Raw genomic sequence first — 18,494 nt, 5'->3', positions numbered from 1 at the left:
GTCAGCCCCACTGCTCCCGCCGCCGAGGCATTTTCGGCCCCACCTGTTCAGGCACCATCTGCCCCGCCCCCCAAGGAGGGCAGCGTCGGTGATGCTTCGGGCCTTCTTGCCGCGATCGCGGATGGCGCGGGGATTGACCCCAAGGCCTTTGAAGGCCCGGACCCGGGCGCCGTGGCGCATGAGATCGGTCGCGCATTGCGGATCATGGTCGGTGAGCTGGCCGGGCTGCTGAAGGCCCGCGCGGCCGCCAAGCAGAACTTCAAGGCCGGCAGCCGCACGATGATCGGCGCGGATGCGAACAACCCGCTGAAGTTCATGCCCGGGGCCGCCGAGCAACTCGAAGTGATGTTCGGCGCGGGTCGCCAGGGCTACATGCGCGGTGCCGAGACGGTGCAGAAGAGCTTCAACGACATCAAGCTGCACCAATATGCCGTGCATGCCGCGCTTCAACCCGCGCTGGCCCGTTTGCTGGAGGACATGAGCCCCGAGTCGGTGGAAGAGAAGGTTGAAGGTGGTCGCTTCAGCGGCAAGGGCAGCCGGGCCTGGGAAATCTACGTGGAACGCTGGGACGCCAAGACCCACCCCTATGACAATGGCATGCTCGACGTGTTCCTCGCGTACTTTTCCGAAGCCTATGATGACGTGATGGAAAAGACAGAAAATCAATAGCTTGGCGCTCATGCTGGCAGTATGACAAAACCGCTAAATTCCGGGCCTTTCCTTGACAAAACGGCCCGGAATTCATAAGTTGGTACCACGATTTTTTGAACCAAACGGTGATTTCAATGCGCAACCTGCTCCTCTCTTCAGCTCTGGTGGCAGCCTCCGCGCTGGCCGCCAATGCACAGTCGGCGACGCCCTATTCCGCCGATGATGTGGCCAACTTCCTCGTCGACAGCGCCGACCTCGGGCTCAACCGTGGCATTTGCATCGGCACCGCCGAGGAGTGCGCCCCGCCCAAGCCCAAGGGCATGGACATGATGATCAACTTCGAACTCGACAGCGCCGAGCTGACAGAGCAGGCGAAAGAAACGCTTGCCGTCGTCGCCCAAGCCTTCGAGGACGAGCGGCTCAAGAAGGCGCGCTTCATGATCGAGGGTCATACCGATGCCCGCGGCACCGAAGCCTACAACGGCAACCTCTCCGAGGATCGTGCCGCCTCCGTCAAGGCTTATCTGATCGGCCTCGGCGTGAGTGAAGAACGCCTCTCGGCCATGGGCTTCGGCGAAACGGCACCACGCACCGATGACGCGATGGACCCGGAAAACCGCCGCGTGGAGTTGCGGATCGATCTGCAATAATCGTGCAGACGGTTCCGTGAGGTAAGTTTAATTCGCCGCTCCGGCACCGGGGCGGCGTTTCTTTTTGGTGAATTTTCCGTTTATCCGGTGCCGCACGAAAATTTTTTGAGTGACCTCCGCGCCTTATCGCGCCAGTATCGCCGCCGAACGAACGAGGGTGCCCCCGAGTCCACTCTTGAGGCAACCCCACCCAACGGGATGAAAGATGCGCTACGACAATCTCTTCGAGCCGATCTCCGGTGATCAGCCCTGCGGCCCGGACCTGCTGCTTGAAGACGACGATGACTATATCGAATACTACTTCGAGGCGATCGACCGCGTTCCGATGCGCTACATCGTCAGCGGCGAAACCGGCGAGGTGTTCGACCGCAAGAATATCGACATCAAGAAAGAAGTCGCAGCGATCGACAAGTTGCTGGAGCGCACGCGCTGCCTTCGGCTATTGGCGCTTGAGGCGCAGTTCCAGGCGCTCGCGGGCCGTATCATCGGCTTTTCCGAGTGTATCCAGACCATGCAGGGGCTGCTGGAGCGCCACTGGGCAGATGTGAACCCCAAGATCGAGGAAGGTGACGCCACCGAGCGCCGCAACGCCATCGAGTTGCTTAACGAAATGGGCCAGGTGGTGATGCCACTGGAGCACGCGCCGCTGCTTGAAGACCGCCGTGCCGGCCGCTTTGCCTTTCGTGATTACGAGCTTTCGACCGGTAAGAAAGACCCACGCGGCACCGAGAAGGCCGCCGCGGACGCCGGGGCCATCACCACTGCGCTGCAAAGCGCCGACAACGCCGAAAACGTCGACAAGCTTTACGAGGCGCTGACGCTGGCGCGCTCTGGCTGCGCGGCGATCAAAAATGTCTGCATGTTGGCCGACAGCGGCGCCTTCTCGCCCCAGTTCGACAACCTTGAGGAAGTTCTGCGCGACATGATCGCGCTCTTCGAGGATGCCCGCCCCGATCTTGCGGGCGGCGGGGATACGGCGGCGGACGGTGCAACCGAAGAGGGCGCCGAAGGTGCGCCCGGCGAGGACGGGGCTCCGGTGCCCGTGGCGGGTGGCAATGTGTCGGTCTCTTCCGGACCGCCTGTCATGGTGGGCCCGGTGCCGAACCACGCCACTGCCAAGGCCGCACTGGAACAGATCGAGGCCTATTTTGCCTCGGTCGAGCCATCCGCGCCCGCACTTCTCTTGATTCGACAGGCCCAGGATCTCTTCGGTAAACCGCTGACCGAGGCACTCGAGGCGTTGCTTCCCGGCATGTCGGGCAACGCGATCGTCGATTTCGGCTCCAAGGAGGGCTTCATGCTCGACTTCGGGCGGATGAGCCAGCTTGCTGCCTACGAGCTGCCCGCCGGTGCCGTGATGGTCGATACCGGCCCTGCCGAACCCGTGGTTTGCGAAAACCGCGAACAGGCGGCTGCGCTGCTCTCGGCGGTCGAGAACTTTTTCCGCCAGACCGAGCCGTCAAGCCCGGTGCCTGTGCTGCTCTTCAAGGCGAAGACCTACCTCAACCGGGATTTCTCGTCGATAATTGGTGACCTGTTCCAACACATGGACCAACCCGGCTGACGCTCGGTCAGCCACCCCCTTTCCGTGGGGGCAAAACATTTGACAAAGCAGGGGCCACGTGGCTTCAATTGCTTAAGTATTAGGGAGATTTTCTCATGGCTGATTCAGCAACCCGATTCATCAAACGCAACCGCCCCCCCCGGGTGCAGATCGCCTACGAAGACCCGTATGACAGCGAGAAGAACGTTGAACTGCCCTTCGTGATGGGCGTGATGGCGGACCTGTCCGGCAACTCTTCGGAGGTCGAGAAAGACCCGATGAACGAGCGCAAGTTCACCCAGGTCGATACCGAGAACTTCGACGACTACATGGATGCCGTTGCTCCTGGCGTGTCGTTCAACGTCGACAACAAGCTGGGCGAGGAAGAGGGTGAAAAGCTTGGCGTTTCGCTCAACTTCAAGAAGATGTCCGACCTCGACCCCGGCGAGATCGCCAAGCAGGTGCCGGCGCTCAAGCAGCTGCTCGACGCCCGCGACGAGCTGGCAAACCTTCAGCGCTACATGAACGGCAAGTCCGGCGCCCAGGACCAACTGCGCAAGCTGCTTGACGACCCCGAGATGATGAAGCTGCTCGCCGAGAAGCGCGCCGACATCAACGACGACAACGAAGAGGGTGGCGAAGAGGGCTGAGGCCCCGGCTCCACCGCGTGACTTCGCGGGCGGTTGCGGCCAGGCAAGGGCCGCCCGCCATCGATCAGATCAAAGACAGGGACCAGACACATGGCAACCGAAGCCCAACAGGAAGCCGGCGCCGCAGGTGGTGAGGTCGATGAGCTCGACGCCTTCTCCGCAGCGCTGAAAACCAACTTCAAGCCCCGCTCCGATACCGCGGCCACCGAGGTGGAAAACGCGGTATCGACGCTGGTGAAAACGGCGCTCTCCGACAGCACCGTGATCAAGGAAGATATCCTCGACACGGTCGACGAGATGATCGCCAAGCTGGACGAGAAGCTGACCAGCCAGGTCAACGAGATCATCCACCACGAGCAGTACCAGCAGATCGAAAGCGCCTGGCGCGGCCTGCATCACTGCGTGATGAACTCTGAGCCCGACGCGACTATGAAGATCAAGGTGCTCAACGTCTCCAAGAAGGAGCTTGAGCGCGAACTGCGGTCTTACCCGGGCGCCAAGTGGGACCAAAGCCCGCTGTTCAAACAGATCTACGAGCATGAATTCGGCCAACTCGGCGGCCAGCCCTATGGCGCGCTGATCGGCGACTTCTACTTCGATCACTCGCCCGCTGACGTGCGCCTGCTGCGTGACCTCGGCAAGATCGCCGCCGCCTCCATGGCGCCATTCATCTCGGCCGCATCGCCGGGTCTGATGAACATGGACAGCTGGAACGACCTCAACAAGCCGGCCGACCTCGGCTCGATCTTCGAGACGCCTGACTACGCCGCCTGGAAGTCGCTCCGTGAGAGCGAGAACAGCCGTTACGTGGCGCTGACCGCCCCGCGCGTGCTGGCCCGCGAACCCTATGGCCAGAACAGCCTGCCGGTCGAAGCCTTCAACTTCGAGGAAGAGACCGATGGCCACGAAGGCACCAAGTATGCCTGGATGAACGCCTCCTATGCCATGGCGGCCAACATCGCGCGCGCCCACAAGGAATATGGCTGGACGGTGCGTATTCGTGGCGTGCAGTCGGGCGGTGAGGTCATCAACCTTCCGACCCACACCTTCGATACCGGCGACGGCTCGACCGACCAGAAGTGCCCCACCGAGATCGCGATTTCGGACCGGCGCGAAGGCGAGCTATCCAAGTCCGGTATCATCAGCCTTGTGCACCGCAAGAACACCGACAAGGCTGCCTTCATCGGCGCTCAGTCGCTCTACAAGCCCAAGAGCTTCGTCGATCCGGAGGCCACGGCGGCTGACAATCTCAGCTCCCGCCTGCCCTACATCTTCGCGGTGTCGCGCTTCTCGCACTACCTCAAGTGCATCGTGCGCGATCAGATCGGCTCCACCAAGGAGCAGGACATCCTCGAGCGCGACCTGAAGAACTGGATTGCCCAGTATATCGACGGCGACCCGAAGAACTCTTCGGAACAGGCCAAGGCCAAGCGCCCGCTTGCCGGCGCGGAGATCAAGATCGTGCCCGACGAGGAGAACCCCGGTTATTACATGGGCAAGTTCTTCCTGCGTCCGCACTTCCAGATGGAAGGCATGGATATCGGCATGAGCCTGGTGTCCCGCCTGCCCTCCGGCGGCTGATATTTCAAAGGGTTCGGGCCCTGTATTTGCAGGGCCCGTCCGGTTCCTTCACGATTTCGTAAAAAAATTTGTGAGGGAGCCTTGCAACGGGAGGCCTGGCTTCCCATCTCAGTAGAGACCGAGGATTACCGGTCTTTATTTCAAAACGGCAAGTTATTTGCTTCCACAAGGTAACCACAAGGAGATCAACTAATGGCTACCGCTCTTTACATGAAACTCGATGGTGTCGAAGGCGAATGCGTGGTCGAAGGCTACGAAGGCTGGGTCGACCTCACCTCCATGTCCTTTGCCGGCTCCCAGTCGGTGACGATCGGCACCGGTCGCGGCGGCGGTTCGGGCAAGGTCTCGATGGGCGACGTCATGTTCACCAAGATCTGCGACAAGTGTTCCACCGACCTGGTGAAGAAACTGGCCCTCGGCCAGCACTACGCCACCGTTGACATCCACGCCACGAAGGCGACCGGCGGCAAGCCGCTCCCCTACTTCACCGTGAAGCTGACCCACGCCATGGTTTCCTCCATGAGCTTCGGCGGCGCCGGCGGCGGCAACGACGTGATGACCGAAAGCGGCTCCCTGAGCTACCGTCAGATCGACGTTGAGTACAAGATCCAGAACGAGGATGGTACCGAGATGGGCACCACCACCGCTGGCTACAACGTGGCCACCGGCACCGGCATCTGATCCCAACCGGGTTCATCCAGACACAGGAACGGGGCGCAGCGATGCGCCCCGTTTTTTCTTTATAGGCCAGCCTCACCCGACGAAAGGTTGGACCGATGCTGCACGGCCTAATTTCCTTGCCCCAGCGTCAGCGGGGCGCCATACTCCGACCTGCGCATAGTTTTCGCGCGCACCGTTTCATTTACGAACACCAAGCCATTGCGCGACAGTTATTGAAAGGAGCCGGATCGTGGCCACAGCTCTCTACATGAAACTCGATGGAGTCGACGGCGAATGCGTTGTCGAAGGTTATGAAGGCTGGATGGACCTTCTGAGCATGAGTTTCGGGGGCAGCCAGTCGGTGACCTTTTCCACCGGGCGCGGCGGCGGCTCGGGAAAGGTCGCCATGGAAGATCTCCAGTTCGTGCGCCTGACAGACAAATGCTCTCCCGTGGTGATGCGGATGCTCTGCCTCGGCCAGCATTTCGATGAGGTTCTGATCCACGCGACGAAGGCGACAGGTGACAAGCCCCTGCCCTATTTTACCGTCAAGCTGAACCACGCGCTGATCTCTTCGATGGACATCGGCGGCCAGGGTGAGAATGACCAACTTACCGAGACCGGCACCCTTGCTTATCGCCAGATCACGGTTGAATACCGGATTCAGAACGAGGACGGTACGGAGCTTGGCACCACAAGCGCCGAATACAACGTGGCCACCGGCGCCACCTGACGCGGTCAAACCCAAGGGCGGATTTCACGAAAAACTCCGCCCCTGCCCCCTTCACGGCACCGTTCGCGGGCGCTAACGTTGACGTTGCGTTCGGGCGCTCACCCGGCGCGCAGCCCCGGCGCCCACCGGAAAAGCCCATTTGATCGCAGCGAGGCCCCATGGCACGCGACCCCAAGCAACAGCTTCAGATCCCGATCATGTACGCCTTTCGAGAGGCGTTTCGGGCGCGTGACGCCAAGGTGGATAGCACCAGCTACCAGGATGGCCAGCGCGTCCTGACGGATCGTGCGGCCGTGCGCCGCCGCGGGGCCAACGAGGCGCAGCTGCGCCGCAACCTCGAGATCGACCTTGTGCAGCTGGCCAATACCATCAATCTCGATGCGGTGATGGATGTGGACGATCTGGAATATGTGAAGAAATCTGTCCTGAACTACGGCGTGGTGGACCTGTCGAACCTGACCTCCGAAGATATCCAGGTGCAGCGTGTGCCCCAGCAGCTGGCCAAGGCGCTGCTGAACCACGAGCCGCGCTTTGTGCCCGAAACCATGGACGTGCAGTTGCGCGAGGAATTCGACGACGTGAACCAGAAGCTGATGTTCGACATCAATGCCGAGATGGCCTGCAAGCCGGTTGATATTCCTCTCGAATTCGTCGCCGAAATCGACGTAGGCTCCGGCAAGATGAAATTCTCGAATATCGAAGGCGCCTGATGAACCGCGAATTCCTCAACGCCTACAACAAGGAACTGGCGATCCTCTACGAGCGTTCCAAGGAGTTCGCCGAGGAGTACCCGGGTATCGCCGAGCGGCTTGGCGGGCTGGCGGAAGACAAGCTCGACCCCGGCCTTGCAGGGCTCTTCGAAGGCACGGCCTTCATGGCCGCGCGGATCCAGGTGGCGGTTCAGGGTGAGTTTGAAAACTTCACCACGGCGCTGCTCGAACAACTGATGCCGGATTACCTGGCGCCCACGCCTTCGGCGATGATCGTGCAGGCCCGCCCGGATTTCACCGAAAAGGATCTGGTGAAGGGCGAGAGCTTTCCGGCGGGGTCCTACCTCGATGCCACCTACGTGGAGCGCGAGCAGCGGGTCTCGGCGCGCTTCCGGCTCTCTGCACCGCTCACGCTCTGGCCGCTGGAGCTGGACACCGCCACCTACATGCCCTCCCCAGGACCAATGCAGGCCCTCGGGCTGGATGTGCTGGGGCAAACCTCGTCCGGGCTGCGCCTTCGGCTCGTGCGGCGCACCGACAACGACGAGCGCGACCCCGAGCTGCCGCCCAAGAAGGGGGACAAGCCCGCGCTGGTCAACGAGATCCAGGCCCGCGAACTGCCGGTTTACCTGAACGGCCCCCGCGCCGACATGGTCACACTCTACGAGCAACTCTTCTCCGACACCTGCCGCATCACCCTGCGCTACCTTGATCGGTCCGGAGACCCGGTGTTCTTGCCCTGCCCGCCCGATTTTCTGGAGCAGGTCGGCTTCCGTGAGGACGAGCGGCTCTTTCCCGAGGAAGACAAGATCTTCGAAGGGTTTTCGCACCTGCGCGAATATTGGATCCTGCCGCAGAAGTTCCTTGGCTTCAGGATGCGAGGCTTGCGTCGGCTGCTCGCGCGCATCCCCGCGCCCATGTTCGACGTGCTCATCGAGTTCGACAAGAGCCAGCCCAAGCTGGCCGCGCTGATCGAGGCGAGCAACTTCCGTCTCTATGCCGCGCCTTCGGTCAACCTCTTCGAGGAACGGTGCAGCCGGGTCAGACCGGACCCGAAGTTCAACGAGTATCTCGTTGTGCCGGATTCCAGCCCATCGGTGAATTACGAAGTGCACCGGATCAAGGAGGTTTACGCCCATTATCCGGGGATGCGGAAGAAGGTTCTGGTCAACCGGCTCTATTCCCAGCCAGACGGCGAAGTGCGCCCCGGCGATGCGCTTTACTACAGCCATCGCCGTAAGCCTCGCCGACTGACCGAGAAGGAGAGGCGTTTCGGCTTCGGCGGAGACTACGTTGGCACCGAAACATACCTTTCGATCTACGAGCCCGCAGGGCTGGATGACGAGGAACGTGTGCAACGGCTTCAGGTCATTGCGCTGTGCTCGAACCGTCACCTCGTGCAGCAGTTGCCCATTGGTCAGAGCCAGGTGGATTTCCGGCTCACTGACGACGTGAATGTGCCGCTGGCTTGCATTGCCGGCCCCACCCCGCCGCGCGTTTCCATCGCAAACCTCGATCACAACGATCCGCGTATCGGCCACCACGGCGAGGTGATGTGGCGTTTGGTGAACCTTCTCAGTTTCAACCAGCTCGGCCTGAAGGATCGCCACACCGAAGACCCGGCAGGCGGGCTGCGCGAGTTGCTTGGCCTCTTCTCCGACATCGGCGACGCGGTGACCGAGCGACAGATCCGCGGCATCACGGGCATTGCCTCGCGTCCGATCACGCGCTCGCTGCGCCGTGAGGATGGCTACCATGCCGCACGCGGCACCGAGGTGACGCTCAGGTTCGACGAGCGCGCCTTCGAGGGCACCGGCATCATGCTGCTCGGTGCCGTGCTCGACCGCTTCTTTGCCGATTATGCCCATGTGAACAGCTTCACCGAGACAGTTCTTGTTTCCGACAGCCGGGGCGAGGTGATGCGCTTCACGCCCCGTTCGGGCACCGGGCCCCTGCTGTGAGCAAATCGGGAAAAGCCAAGGCCGACGAGGCCAAGCCGGTGCCGCTGGAAGAGGCGCATACCCGGCGTGAAATGCTCGAGGCCGAGCCCTACCGCTTCAACATCCACGCGCTCCTGCGCGAAATGGAGCGGATGTTTCCCGATAAGCCCCGGATCGGCCGGAGCCAGGTGCTGAACCAGGAAATCGTGACCATCGGGCAAGACCCGTTTCTCGATTTCCCCGCGTCGAACGTGCAGGCTTTTGAGGTCCGTGAAGACGAGATCCCGCGTCTGCGCACCCGGTTCCTGGGCTACTTTGGCCCGCAAGGCCCGCTGCCTATTCTGACGACGGCAGAGGCCATGCGGTGGCAGGACGCAGGCGACGATGCCTTCGTGCGCTTCGCCGACATCTTCGCCACACGTTTCCTGCAACTCTTCCATCGCGTCTGGGCCGATGCGCGCCCCATCGCCCAGTTCGACCGCCCGGAAGACGACCGCTTCGCCGCCTACGTCGGCTCGATGATCGGTATCGGGACCGCGCCCTACCGGGACCGCGACCGGGTGCCGGATATTGCCAAACTGCCCTACGCCGGGGTCATGGCAAGCCGGGTGAAATCCGCCAAGCGGCTGCAACAGGTGCTCGAAGGCGTGCTCGGCGTCGATATTTCGATCCGCGAGCGCGAGGGCATCTGGCTTGAATTCGAGGAAAGCGACCTGACCCGTATCGGCCAGGCTGGCTCCGACCTGGGGCGCAACACCTATGCTGGGCGCCGGGTCTATTCGATCAATGATAAGGCCGCCATCGAGATCCGCACCGAAGCGCTTGATGACTACGAGAGCTTCCTTCCCGGCGGAGACATGTTTGAACGGCTGGCAGATATGGTAAGGTTCTACCTGGGTGAGCAGATTGATTTCGATGTCGAGCTCGCCCTGCCCCGCAAGCTGTGCCCCAAGGCCCAGCTCGGCACGAAGGGGCGGCTGGGCTATACGACCTGGACGCCACTGAAGGCCGATGACGAGGGCACCAGTGAAGACGATTATGTTTCAGACGCCCGGTTCAGCCTGCACCAGGCCGTGATCGGCAGCATTCAAACCGAGTAACAACCAAGTATTTCAGACAGGGACGGACCGCAAAATGTCAGACGTGAGCCTCGAGACAGTCGCCGGAAAACTCAACCGGACAGGCTATGACGCCTTCATGAAAGCCCACCGCCACGCGCGCAGCGAGGGCAACCGTAACGTCGAGCTGGCGCATTGGTACTTTCACATGGTGGCCAATGAGAAGAGCGACATTTCGGTAGCGCTCCAGAACTACTCGATTGATCGCTCCAAGGTGATCGGCGAGTTGCAGAAGAAGATCGACGACTACCGCAAGAACGTCACCGAGATGCCGGGCTTTGCCGAGGGCGTGATCGACCTGCTGGATCGCGGCTGGCACTACGGCACGCTGCTCTTCGCTGAACCGCAGATTCGCACCGGCCACCTGCTCGTGGCCACGCTGAAGAGCAAGGAACTGCTCCGCGCGCTGAAGGAATGCTCGCCCACACTGGCCGCGCTCAACGTCGAGACCATGGTGAACGACGCGCGCGGCGTATGGGCCATGTCGGAAGAAGAGGACCAGCGCCCGATGGATGGTTCGGGCCTTTCCTCTTCGGGCGGCGGCGAGGGCGGCGCCGAAGGTGGCTCTACCGGCACCGGCGCGCTTGATCGTTACTGCGTCGACCTCACCGCCCAGGCCAGCTCGGGCAAGATGGACCCGATCGTGGGCCGCGACGACGAGATCCGCAACATCATCGACGTGCTGATGCGCCGCCGCCAGAACAACCCGATCCTCACCGGTGAGGCCGGGGTGGGCAAAACCGCCGTGGTGGAGGGCTTCGCCCAGCGGCTGGCTTCCGGCGATGTGCCGCCGCAGCTTCAGGGCAGCCGGCTGATGAGCCTAGACATGGGGCTGATGCAGGCCGGGGCCTCGATGAAGGGCGAGTTCGAGCAGCGTTTGCGGCAACTGATCGACGAGGTGCAGGGCTCGGCCACCCCGATCATCCTTTTCATCGACGAAACCCACACGCTGATCGGTGCGGGCGGGGCGGCGGGCACCGGCGACGCCGCCAACCTGATGAAGCCCGCACTGGCGCGCGGCACCCTGCGCACCATCGGCGCGACGACCTGGATGGAGTATCAGAAATACTTCGAGAAAGACCCGGCGCTCACACGCCGCTTCCAGCCCATCACCGTGGACGAGCCCGACATCGAGCGCGCCTGCTACATGCTGCGCGGGATCATGGCGCCGATGGAGAACCACCACAAGGTGCGCATCTCCGACGAGGCCATCGTGGCCGCAGTGCAGCTTTCGTCGCGGTACATCCCCGCACGGCAACTTCCCGACAAGGCGGTAAGCCTGCTTGATACCGCCTCCGCCCGCGTCGCCATCTCGCAAAGCACTACCCCCGCCAAAGTGGCAGATCTCAAGGCGACCATCGCCAAGTATGAGGCAGAGCTACTTGGCAAGGAGCGTCAGTCGGAACTGGGTGAAACCGCCGAAGAGCGCAAGGCCGAGGTGAAGGAAGAGATCGAGAAGGCAAAGGCAGAACTGGCCGCCGCCGAGAAGATGTACGAGGACGAAAAGGCCATCGTGCAGGAGGTGCTGGAACTGCGCGCCCAGCTTACCGGACAGGGAGACGCCAAGCTGCCCGTGGACGAGCCGGGCGAAGTGCCCCCCACCCCGGATGAGGCCCACGCCGCGCAAGATGCCGCCGATGAAGCTGCGGAGGCTGAGGGCGAAGCGGGCGAAGCGGCAGCCACCGCCGCCGAACCCGTGGAGATCCCCGAAGAGCACGTAGCCCCAGCCACCGGCGACGACGCCGCCAAGCTACGCGAGGCCCTGGCAACCAAGGTGGCGGAACTTGACGCGCGCGATGCCGACGACCGGATGATCTACTCCCACGTCGATTACCAGGCCGTGGCGAGCGTTGTGGGGGACTGGACGGGTATTCCCGTGGGCCGGATGGTTGCCGACGAGCTGCAGGCGATCCTCACCCTCGCCGACCGTCTCAAAGAGCGCGTCTGCGGGCAGGACCACGGGCTGGAGATGATTGCCAAGCGCATCGAAACCTCCACCGCCAAGCTCGACAACCCGGGCAAGCCCATCGGTGTCTTCATGCTCGCCGGCCCCTCCGGCGTCGGCAAGACGGAGACGGCGCTGGCGTTGGCCGAGGCGATCTATGGCGGTGAGCAGAACGTCATCACCATCGCCATGTCCGAGTACCAAGAGGCCCACACCGTCGCCCTGCTCAAGGGCGCCCCTCCGGGCTATGTGGGTTACGGCGAGGGCGGGCGGCTGACCGAGGCGGTGCGCCGCAAGCCCTATTCGGTGGTGCTGCTCGACGAGGTGGAAAAGGCCCACCCCGACGTGCACGAGCTGTTCTTCCAGGTCTTCGACAAGGGCCACATGGAAGATGGCTCGGGCCGTTCGATCGACTTCAAGAACTGCCTGATCCTGCTCACCTCCAACGCGGGCACCGATGTCATCATGGACATGTGCCAGCAGGGCGAGGCTCGCCCCGACGCCGAGGCGCTGGCCGATGCGCTCAAGCCCTCGCTCCTCGAGGTGTTCCCGCCCGCGCTGCTCGGTCGGATCGTGACCATCCCCTACTATCCGCTCTCCAAGGACGTGCTGGCGATGATCACAAAGCTCAAGCTCGGCTCCATCGTCAAGCGCGTGAAGGGCAACCACAACGCCACGATGACCTACTCCGACGCGGTGATCGAGCATATCGTCAGCCAGTGCAACGACCCGGATTCGGGCGGTCGGATGATCGACAACATCATCACCCAGACGATCCTGCCCGACCTCTCCCGCGCCATTCTGGAGAAAGCTGTCGGGGGCGATGAACTGAAAGAGATCAAGGTGGATGTGAAGGACGAGGCCTTCGATTACCAGCTGGCCTGAAGCGTCAGTCGCGCCAGTTGCCCGCGATCAACAGTGAGTGGGGCAGGCCTTAGAGCCTGCCCCTATCTCATTTCGGCAGGCACTACTCTGCCTCGAAAACCCCGCAAGCGATGCGGCCGCCCGCGTCTCCCGAAGGTTGGCTTTCGTAGTCGTCCGCGCCGGCGTGCACGATGAAGCTTGCACCATCCTCGTCCAGCATCGCCTCCACGGTGACGTCAGGCTTGAAGTGCGCCACCTTGGCCATCCCGCTTTCGGGCACCTCGATGTTGGGCAGATCGCCCGCATGCGGGCCAGCCTCGGCCATCACGCCATGGTCATGCCCGCCCGTCCAGTGGCCGCCCGCCGAGGTGAAACCCTCAGCCGAGCAGTCCCCAGACTCATGGATGTGAATGGCATGGGCGCCCGTGGGCACGCCCTCCAACGTCACGGTCACCAGCGCTTGGCCCGAACCCGTGTCTTCAACCATCACCGTGCCCATGGTGGTGCCATCAGGGCCTGCGAGTGTGGCCGTTGCAGTGGCGGCGGCGGCACCGGTTGCGGCAAGGAGGCTCAAGGCGACGGCGAGAGGAAGGCTCTGGAATCTTCGTTTCATTACAAACTCCTGTTACACAATGAGAGGGCACGCATGCCCTGCAGCGCATGATCGTCGCGTGGCGTAGAAGGCACCAGCGCCCGCGCATTCCCTCGGCGACGATTCGTGCACCGCGTGGCTCTGCACCGGCCATCCACCGCCACCTGTGATTGCTTTCAGGATTTCCTCAGTTGACGTTCCGCCGCTTTTAGTTAGCGCCGCAAAAGCCCATCCCTCGCCGCGTGCGTGTCTCGATTCCGCCTCATTTCCCGCCGAGGTTGCTTTTGCGGCAATCAGGGGAGACCGTTATGGAAATTCTGACCTCTATTACCATCGGACAGGTAATATCTGCCTTTCTCGTCTGCGTGCTGCTGCGCGAGATCTTCTACACCATCTCGCACATCCTGCCCGACAGCGTTGCCGGTCCCGGCGGGTGGCTGATCGACACCGGCCCGGAGGGCCACGAGGGCGAGTGACGCTGCGTGGCCGGCGGGCCTAGAAGCCCGACCTGCCCGGCTCCCGCCGGATGAGCACCTGAAGATCGGCCACATTGGTGCCGGTCGCACCTGTGATCAACAGATCGCCTGACAGCTTGAGACCGTGGTACGCATCGTTGCGCGCAAGGTAGTCGGCCGCGCTCTTGCCCGCCGACGCCAGCCGCGCCCGCGTGCCATGGTCCACCATGCCGCCCGCGGCATCGGTGGGACCATCCCGGCCATCGGTTCCGCCGGACAGGAACACCCACTGCCCCGGCCAGTCGGCAAGCTCGGCGACCTTCAGCGCGAGTTGCTGGTTGCGCCCACCCGTGCCGGGTTCGTCACAGAGCCGCACCGTCGTCTCGCCACCGAAAAGAGTGATCCCCGGCCCCATGTCGCCTGCAGCAATCACCGCGCGCGCTGCTTCCTCCACATCTCCCTCCAACGGCTCCAAAACCACCCGTGCCCCCGGCGCGGCGCGTTCCATCGCCATCACGCTCACCCCATTGGAGCCGATGATCTCGTTCCTTGCCGGCGGTAGCGCAGGCTGCTCATCGGCCTGTCCTGCCAGGTGCCTCCGGGCCGACTCAGGCAGGCGCTCCCAGATCCCGAGGTTGCGGCACGTCTCCGCGGCCTCTTCACAGCTGCCGATCGGCGGCGCGGTAAGGCCGGACGCGATGGTCGAGAGGTCGTCACCCAGCACGTCCGAGAGCACCAGCGCCCGCACATGTGCCGGGGCCGCGGCCCACAAAAAGCCGCCTCCTTTGAGCCGTGAAAGCTGCTGGCGCACGAGGTTCATCTGGTGGATGTCCGCGCCCGACGCCAGGAGCGCCTCGTTGACAGCTGCCTTGTCGGCAAGGCTCACCCCCTCGACCGGCGCAGGCAGCAAAGCCGAACCGCCGCCCGACACAAGCGCGAGCACCTTGTCGCCCTCGCCTGCCTTGGCGAGAAGCTCCAGCACCGCTTCGCCCGCGGCCAGACCGCCCGCATCGGGCACCGGGTGCGCCGCTTCCATGACGGTAGCGCCCGGCAGATCGCCCGCGTTCTCGGGATTGGTCACCACCAGTGCCGCTTCAACCGGCCCAACCCTCTTGAGCGCTGCACGCATCATGGAGGGGGCGGCTTTGCCAACGGCGATCACGAAGCGCCCCGACCAGCCATCAGCTTCCAGCGCCCGGTCGACGCCTGTGCCCGGATCTGCCGCCGAAACACCTGCCCGGAAGATCAGCTCCGCCTCGGCCCGCAACTCTGCACGGGCCTTGAATGCTCTTTCACTTTCCTCTGCCATGCCGCCACCCTCGCCCAGCATCGGCGCGAGCACCAGTGCTAAACCCTTCTGACAAAGCCCAAAAAACTCGCGTTCTGCGGGAATCTGGGCTATCGTGAATAAAGCGTGAAGCCATCTTCTCAAACCCGCCGCAGAAGTTAACCTAACGTCATTGCCAGGGGGATGCCCGATGACACAGGCCGACGCAGCACAACACGTCGATGGAAGCAACGGGGCCGCCGAGGTGCGGGTCATGTGCATACGTCTCTTCGGCGTCTTTGCCCTGTCGTGGGAAGACGGCGACGAGATCAGGGTGCGCTCCACCAAGATCCGCGCCATGCTGGCGATGCTCGCGACGGCGCCGGAAGGCACCCGCACCCGCGCCTGGCTGCAAGACATGCTCTGGGGCCGCTCTGGCCATGAACACGGACGGGCCTCGCTCCGCCGCGCGTTGACCGACTTGCGCGGCCTCTTCGGCGAGGACTTCAACGAGCTCTTCGAAGTGAACAACAGCGAGGTTCGCCTGCATCTCGAGCGTATCCGGATCACCGGCACGCTGGAAGACGGCGACTTTCTCGAAGGCACCGAAATTGCCGAGGACGGATTCGAGGAGTGGATCCAGAGCCAGCGCAAATCCAACCGCACCATGCTGTCGGCGGTGGCCCGCACCCGCCCGGGCCGGGTCGCTCAGGAGATCCTCAACCGGGGTATGCACCTGCACCCTTCAATCGCGATCCTGCCTTTCGCTACTGCGCGCGGCTACCAGGGCCCTTCACAGCTGGGCGACATGATCTCCGAAGAAATCTCGCGCTCGCTCTCTCGGAGCCACATGCTCGATGTCATCTCCCACCTCTCCTGCCGGACACTTGACGCCCGGTCGGTGGCGCTAGAGGAGATCCGCGAAAAGCTGGATGCCGATTACGTCGTTTGCGGAAACTACCGCACACAGGGCGACAAGATGATGCTGAACGCCGATTTCATCGACATCAAGTCTGGCCGCATCGGATGGACCCGAGAGTTGAACGGCTCGATGGGCGAGTTCCTGCGCGGCGGGGACGAGTTGGTTGGCAACCTCGCCGGAGAGATCGGCCGCGCGGTGATGGACACCTCCCTTGATCTTGCCGCCGCCGCACCGCTGCCCGATGTCGACAGCCATGCGCTGCTGATGAGCTCCATTACCCTGATGCACCGACTGTCGGTGCAGAGTTTTGCCAAGTCGAAGACCTACCTCGAGGAAGTCATCGCGCGCGTGCCCGACAGTGCCGTGCTGCACAGCTGGATGGGCAAATGGCATGTGCTTTCGGTTGTGCAGGGCTGGTCGTCCCGCCTGGACGAAGACACCACGCATGCCCGCGATTTCACCGCCCGCGCGCTCGATATTCAGCCAGACAACTCCTTTGCCCTGACCATGGACGGACTGGTGAACAATAACCTGCTCAAGCGCCATGACGTGGCGATGCGCCGTTTCGACGAGGCGATTGAGCTTGACCCGAACAACGCCATGGCCTGGTTGCTGAAAGGGGTGCTGCACGCCTTCACCGACGATGGCGAAAAGGCGGTGACCTTCACCAACCGCGCGCGCGCGCTCTCGCCGCTGGATCCGCAGAGCTATTTCTACGATGCGCTCTCAGCGGCGGCGAAACTTGCGGCGGGCGATCCGGAGGGGGCGCTGGCGCTGGCCGACCGGTCCATTCGGGCGAACCGGCGGCACGCGTCCAGCCTGCGCGCCCGCATCGTGGCACTGCACCAGCTCGACAGGATGCAGGAGGCACGGGACACCGCGGAAACCCTGCTCAGGGCCGACCCGGGGTTCGACATCAGAAGCTATCTGCGGGATCACCCGGCAGCCGATTACGACAGTGGCCAGACCTGGGCCAACGCCCTGCGGGAGGCAGGGATACCGAACTGATAAAAAAGGGGATTTCATTATGTCTATTGCTTCAACTTCCGCCGGTGTGGCCGGTGTTGCTGGGGTCGCCGGCGTGGCGGGTGTCGCTGGGGTGGCCGGGGTTGCGGGTGTCGCTGGCGTGGCTGGTGTGGCGGGCGTCGCAGGTGTGGCTGGTGTGGCGGGCGTCGCAGGTGTGGCCGGCGTCGGCGGAGGGTATTCACCGGGCATGTCCGGATCCATCCTGACAACGCGCGACGGCATCGTGGGACCCTACGAGGCGCTTGGCGCGCCGCCCACTCAAATGCCTGCCAATGACGTGAATACACTGGCCGAATGGGGCACGACCGAGCGGCTCAACATGATCCTCGGTGAGGTCGTCGGCTCCATCGGCGTGACGGGCTCTGGCGAGGCCTGCGCCGCCTATCACCTCGAAACCACCGGCGGCGACGCCGATACCGCCCCTGGCACCGATTACAAGCGCCTCGTCAAGCTCACCCGCCCCTCGCCCGACGACTTCCTCGCCCAGACGGCGATTGTGCACAACTACGCCGATCTGCGGGTCGACCGGGCCGCCGAGATCTTCAACCAGGTCGGCTACGCGATGACCTTCTTCCAGCCCGTCCTCGGGCTTCGCGCGGGGCTGCACAAATACACGCTGGAGCTAATCGGCGTGGTCCAGGCGGCCACCATCAGCACGGAGATGCAGTTCAAGCAGCGGCTCGCCTGCCTGCGGCCCGACCGGTATTCGGCCCAGCTCATGCCATTGATCCCAACGCCAGGCCACGGCGCGCTGCCCTCAGGCCACGCCACCGAGAGCCATTGCGTGGCGCGGCTGCTGGTTCACCTGATGCGCGGAAAGGCCGCCCTGCCCCGCCAGAGCGAGCTGCTGATGGCCACCGCGGCCCGCATCACCACCAACCGCACCGTCGCAGGCGTGCACTTCCCGGCCGACAACTTTGCCGGGGCGACCCTGGGCTTCACGCTGGCCGACTATCTCGCCCAGAGGGCGGGGGCAGCGGGAGCCACGGTGGCGGAAGCCGAGTTCAACGGTGTGGGGATCGGCGACGAGGATTACCACCTGTCCAAGGTCTACGATCTGGCGGCGGACGCGCCCAAGGCCCATGGAACGCTGGTGACGCGCGGGACCGACGTGGCCGGTGTGTCTGCCGCGCCGATGCTCTCGTGGCTTTGGTCCAAGGCGCGGGAGGAGTGGGCGGACGCCTGAT

General features: G+C 63.4%; 16 protein-coding genes. 14 read left to right on the top strand and 2 right to left on the bottom strand.

Annotation, left to right across the window (positions count from 1 at the left end; genetic code table 11):
- From tagH to tssH, 11 genes are all read left to right on the top strand, one after another.
- On the top strand, positions 1-669 hold a 669-nt coding region (gene tagH, locus DYI42_RS15110), incomplete at its 5' end, for a type VI secretion system-associated FHA domain protein TagH (RefSeq protein WP_213546826.1).
- A gap of 116 nt (positions 670-785) precedes the next feature.
- Positions 786-1,301, top strand: coding sequence for an OmpA family protein (locus DYI42_RS15105; protein ID WP_213546825.1), 516 nt, complete (start codon positions 786-788; stop codon positions 1,299-1,301).
- Positions 1,302-1,506: 205 nt separating this feature from the next.
- Positions 1,507-2,865, top strand: coding sequence for an ImpA family type VI secretion system protein (locus DYI42_RS15100; protein WP_213546824.1), 1,359 nt, complete (start codon positions 1,507-1,509; stop codon positions 2,863-2,865).
- A gap of 95 nt (positions 2,866-2,960) precedes the next feature.
- Positions 2,961-3,494, top strand: a complete 534-nt coding sequence (tssB, locus tag DYI42_RS15095; RefSeq protein ID WP_213546823.1) for a type VI secretion system contractile sheath small subunit — start codon at positions 2,961-2,963, stop codon at positions 3,492-3,494.
- Between the two features lie 90 nt (positions 3,495-3,584).
- Positions 3,585-5,075: a type VI secretion system contractile sheath large subunit gene (tssC, locus tag DYI42_RS15090; protein ID WP_213546822.1), complete on the top strand. Its 1,491-nt coding sequence runs from the start codon at positions 3,585-3,587 to the stop codon at positions 5,073-5,075.
- A 192-nt stretch (positions 5,076-5,267) separates the two neighbouring features.
- Complete coding sequence (locus DYI42_RS15085) at positions 5,268-5,756, top strand: Hcp family type VI secretion system effector (RefSeq protein WP_213546821.1); 489 nt, start codon at positions 5,268-5,270, stop codon at positions 5,754-5,756.
- 247 nt (positions 5,757-6,003) lie between these two features.
- A complete protein-coding gene (locus DYI42_RS15080) occupies positions 6,004-6,468 on the top strand; it encodes an Hcp family type VI secretion system effector (RefSeq protein ID WP_213546820.1) in 465 nt (154 codons plus the stop codon).
- Between the two features lie 158 nt (positions 6,469-6,626).
- Positions 6,627-7,178, top strand: a complete 552-nt coding sequence (locus DYI42_RS15075; protein WP_213546819.1) for a type VI secretion system baseplate subunit TssE — start codon at positions 6,627-6,629, stop codon at positions 7,176-7,178.
- The gene (gene tssF, locus DYI42_RS15070) at positions 7,178-9,139 is read left to right on the top strand and encodes a type VI secretion system baseplate subunit TssF (RefSeq protein WP_213546818.1); all 1,962 of its coding nucleotides are present in this window, start codon (positions 7,178-7,180) and stop codon (positions 9,137-9,139) included. Before DYI42_RS15075 ends, tssF begins: the two co-directional genes overlap by 1 nt.
- Positions 9,136-10,218 carry a type VI secretion system baseplate subunit TssG gene (gene tssG / locus DYI42_RS15065; RefSeq protein ID WP_213546817.1) on the top strand — a complete coding sequence of 361 codons (1,083 nt, stop codon included), beginning with the start codon at positions 9,136-9,138 and terminating at the stop codon, positions 10,216-10,218. Before tssF ends, tssG begins: the two co-directional genes overlap by 4 nt.
- A 34-nt stretch (positions 10,219-10,252) precedes the next feature.
- The gene (gene tssH / locus DYI42_RS15060) at positions 10,253-13,066 is read left to right on the top strand and encodes a type VI secretion system ATPase TssH (protein ID WP_213546816.1); all 2,814 of its coding nucleotides are present in this window, start codon (positions 10,253-10,255) and stop codon (positions 13,064-13,066) included.
- An 82-nt stretch (positions 13,067-13,148) separates the two neighbouring features.
- On the opposite strand, the gene DYI42_RS15055 is transcribed toward tssH, so the two are convergent.
- Entirely contained in the window at positions 13,149-13,658 is a 510-nt protein-coding gene (locus DYI42_RS15055; protein ID WP_213546815.1) for a superoxide dismutase family protein, read from the bottom strand.
- 287 nt (positions 13,659-13,945) lie between these two features.
- Here DYI42_RS15055 and DYI42_RS15050 point away from each other — a divergent pair, with 287 nt between their 5' ends.
- Positions 13,946-14,113: a hypothetical protein gene (locus DYI42_RS15050; protein WP_213546814.1), complete on the top strand. Its 168-nt coding sequence runs from the start codon at positions 13,946-13,948 to the stop codon at positions 14,111-14,113.
- A 19-nt stretch (positions 14,114-14,132) separates the two neighbouring features.
- Here the strand turns inward: DYI42_RS15050 and DYI42_RS15045 are convergent, their stop codons facing one another.
- Positions 14,133-15,434 carry a glycerate kinase type-2 family protein gene (locus DYI42_RS15045; RefSeq protein WP_342344668.1) on the bottom strand — a complete coding sequence of 434 codons (1,302 nt, stop codon included), beginning with the start codon at positions 15,432-15,434 and terminating at the stop codon, positions 14,133-14,135.
- Positions 15,435-15,570: 136 nt separating this feature from the next.
- Between DYI42_RS15045 and DYI42_RS15040 the strand changes: the two genes are divergently transcribed.
- Both DYI42_RS15040 and DYI42_RS15035 read left to right on the top strand, forming a co-directional pair.
- Entirely contained in the window at positions 15,571-17,289 is a 1,719-nt protein-coding gene (locus DYI42_RS15040; protein ID WP_213546813.1) for a FlgO family outer membrane protein, read from the top strand.
- A 19-nt stretch (positions 17,290-17,308) separates the two neighbouring features.
- Complete coding sequence (locus DYI42_RS15035) at positions 17,309-18,493, top strand: phosphatase PAP2 family protein (protein ID WP_213546812.1); 1,185 nt, start codon at positions 17,309-17,311, stop codon at positions 18,491-18,493.
- Position 18,494: the final 1 nt, after the last annotated feature.

It is taken from the genome of Vannielia litorea, assembly GCF_018424695.1.
GTDB classification, from domain to species: domain Bacteria; phylum Pseudomonadota; class Alphaproteobacteria; order Rhodobacterales; family Rhodobacteraceae; genus Vannielia; species Vannielia litorea_A.
Note: the sequence above shows the minus strand (reverse complement) of the source record. Positions and strands in the feature narration are given on the sequence as shown.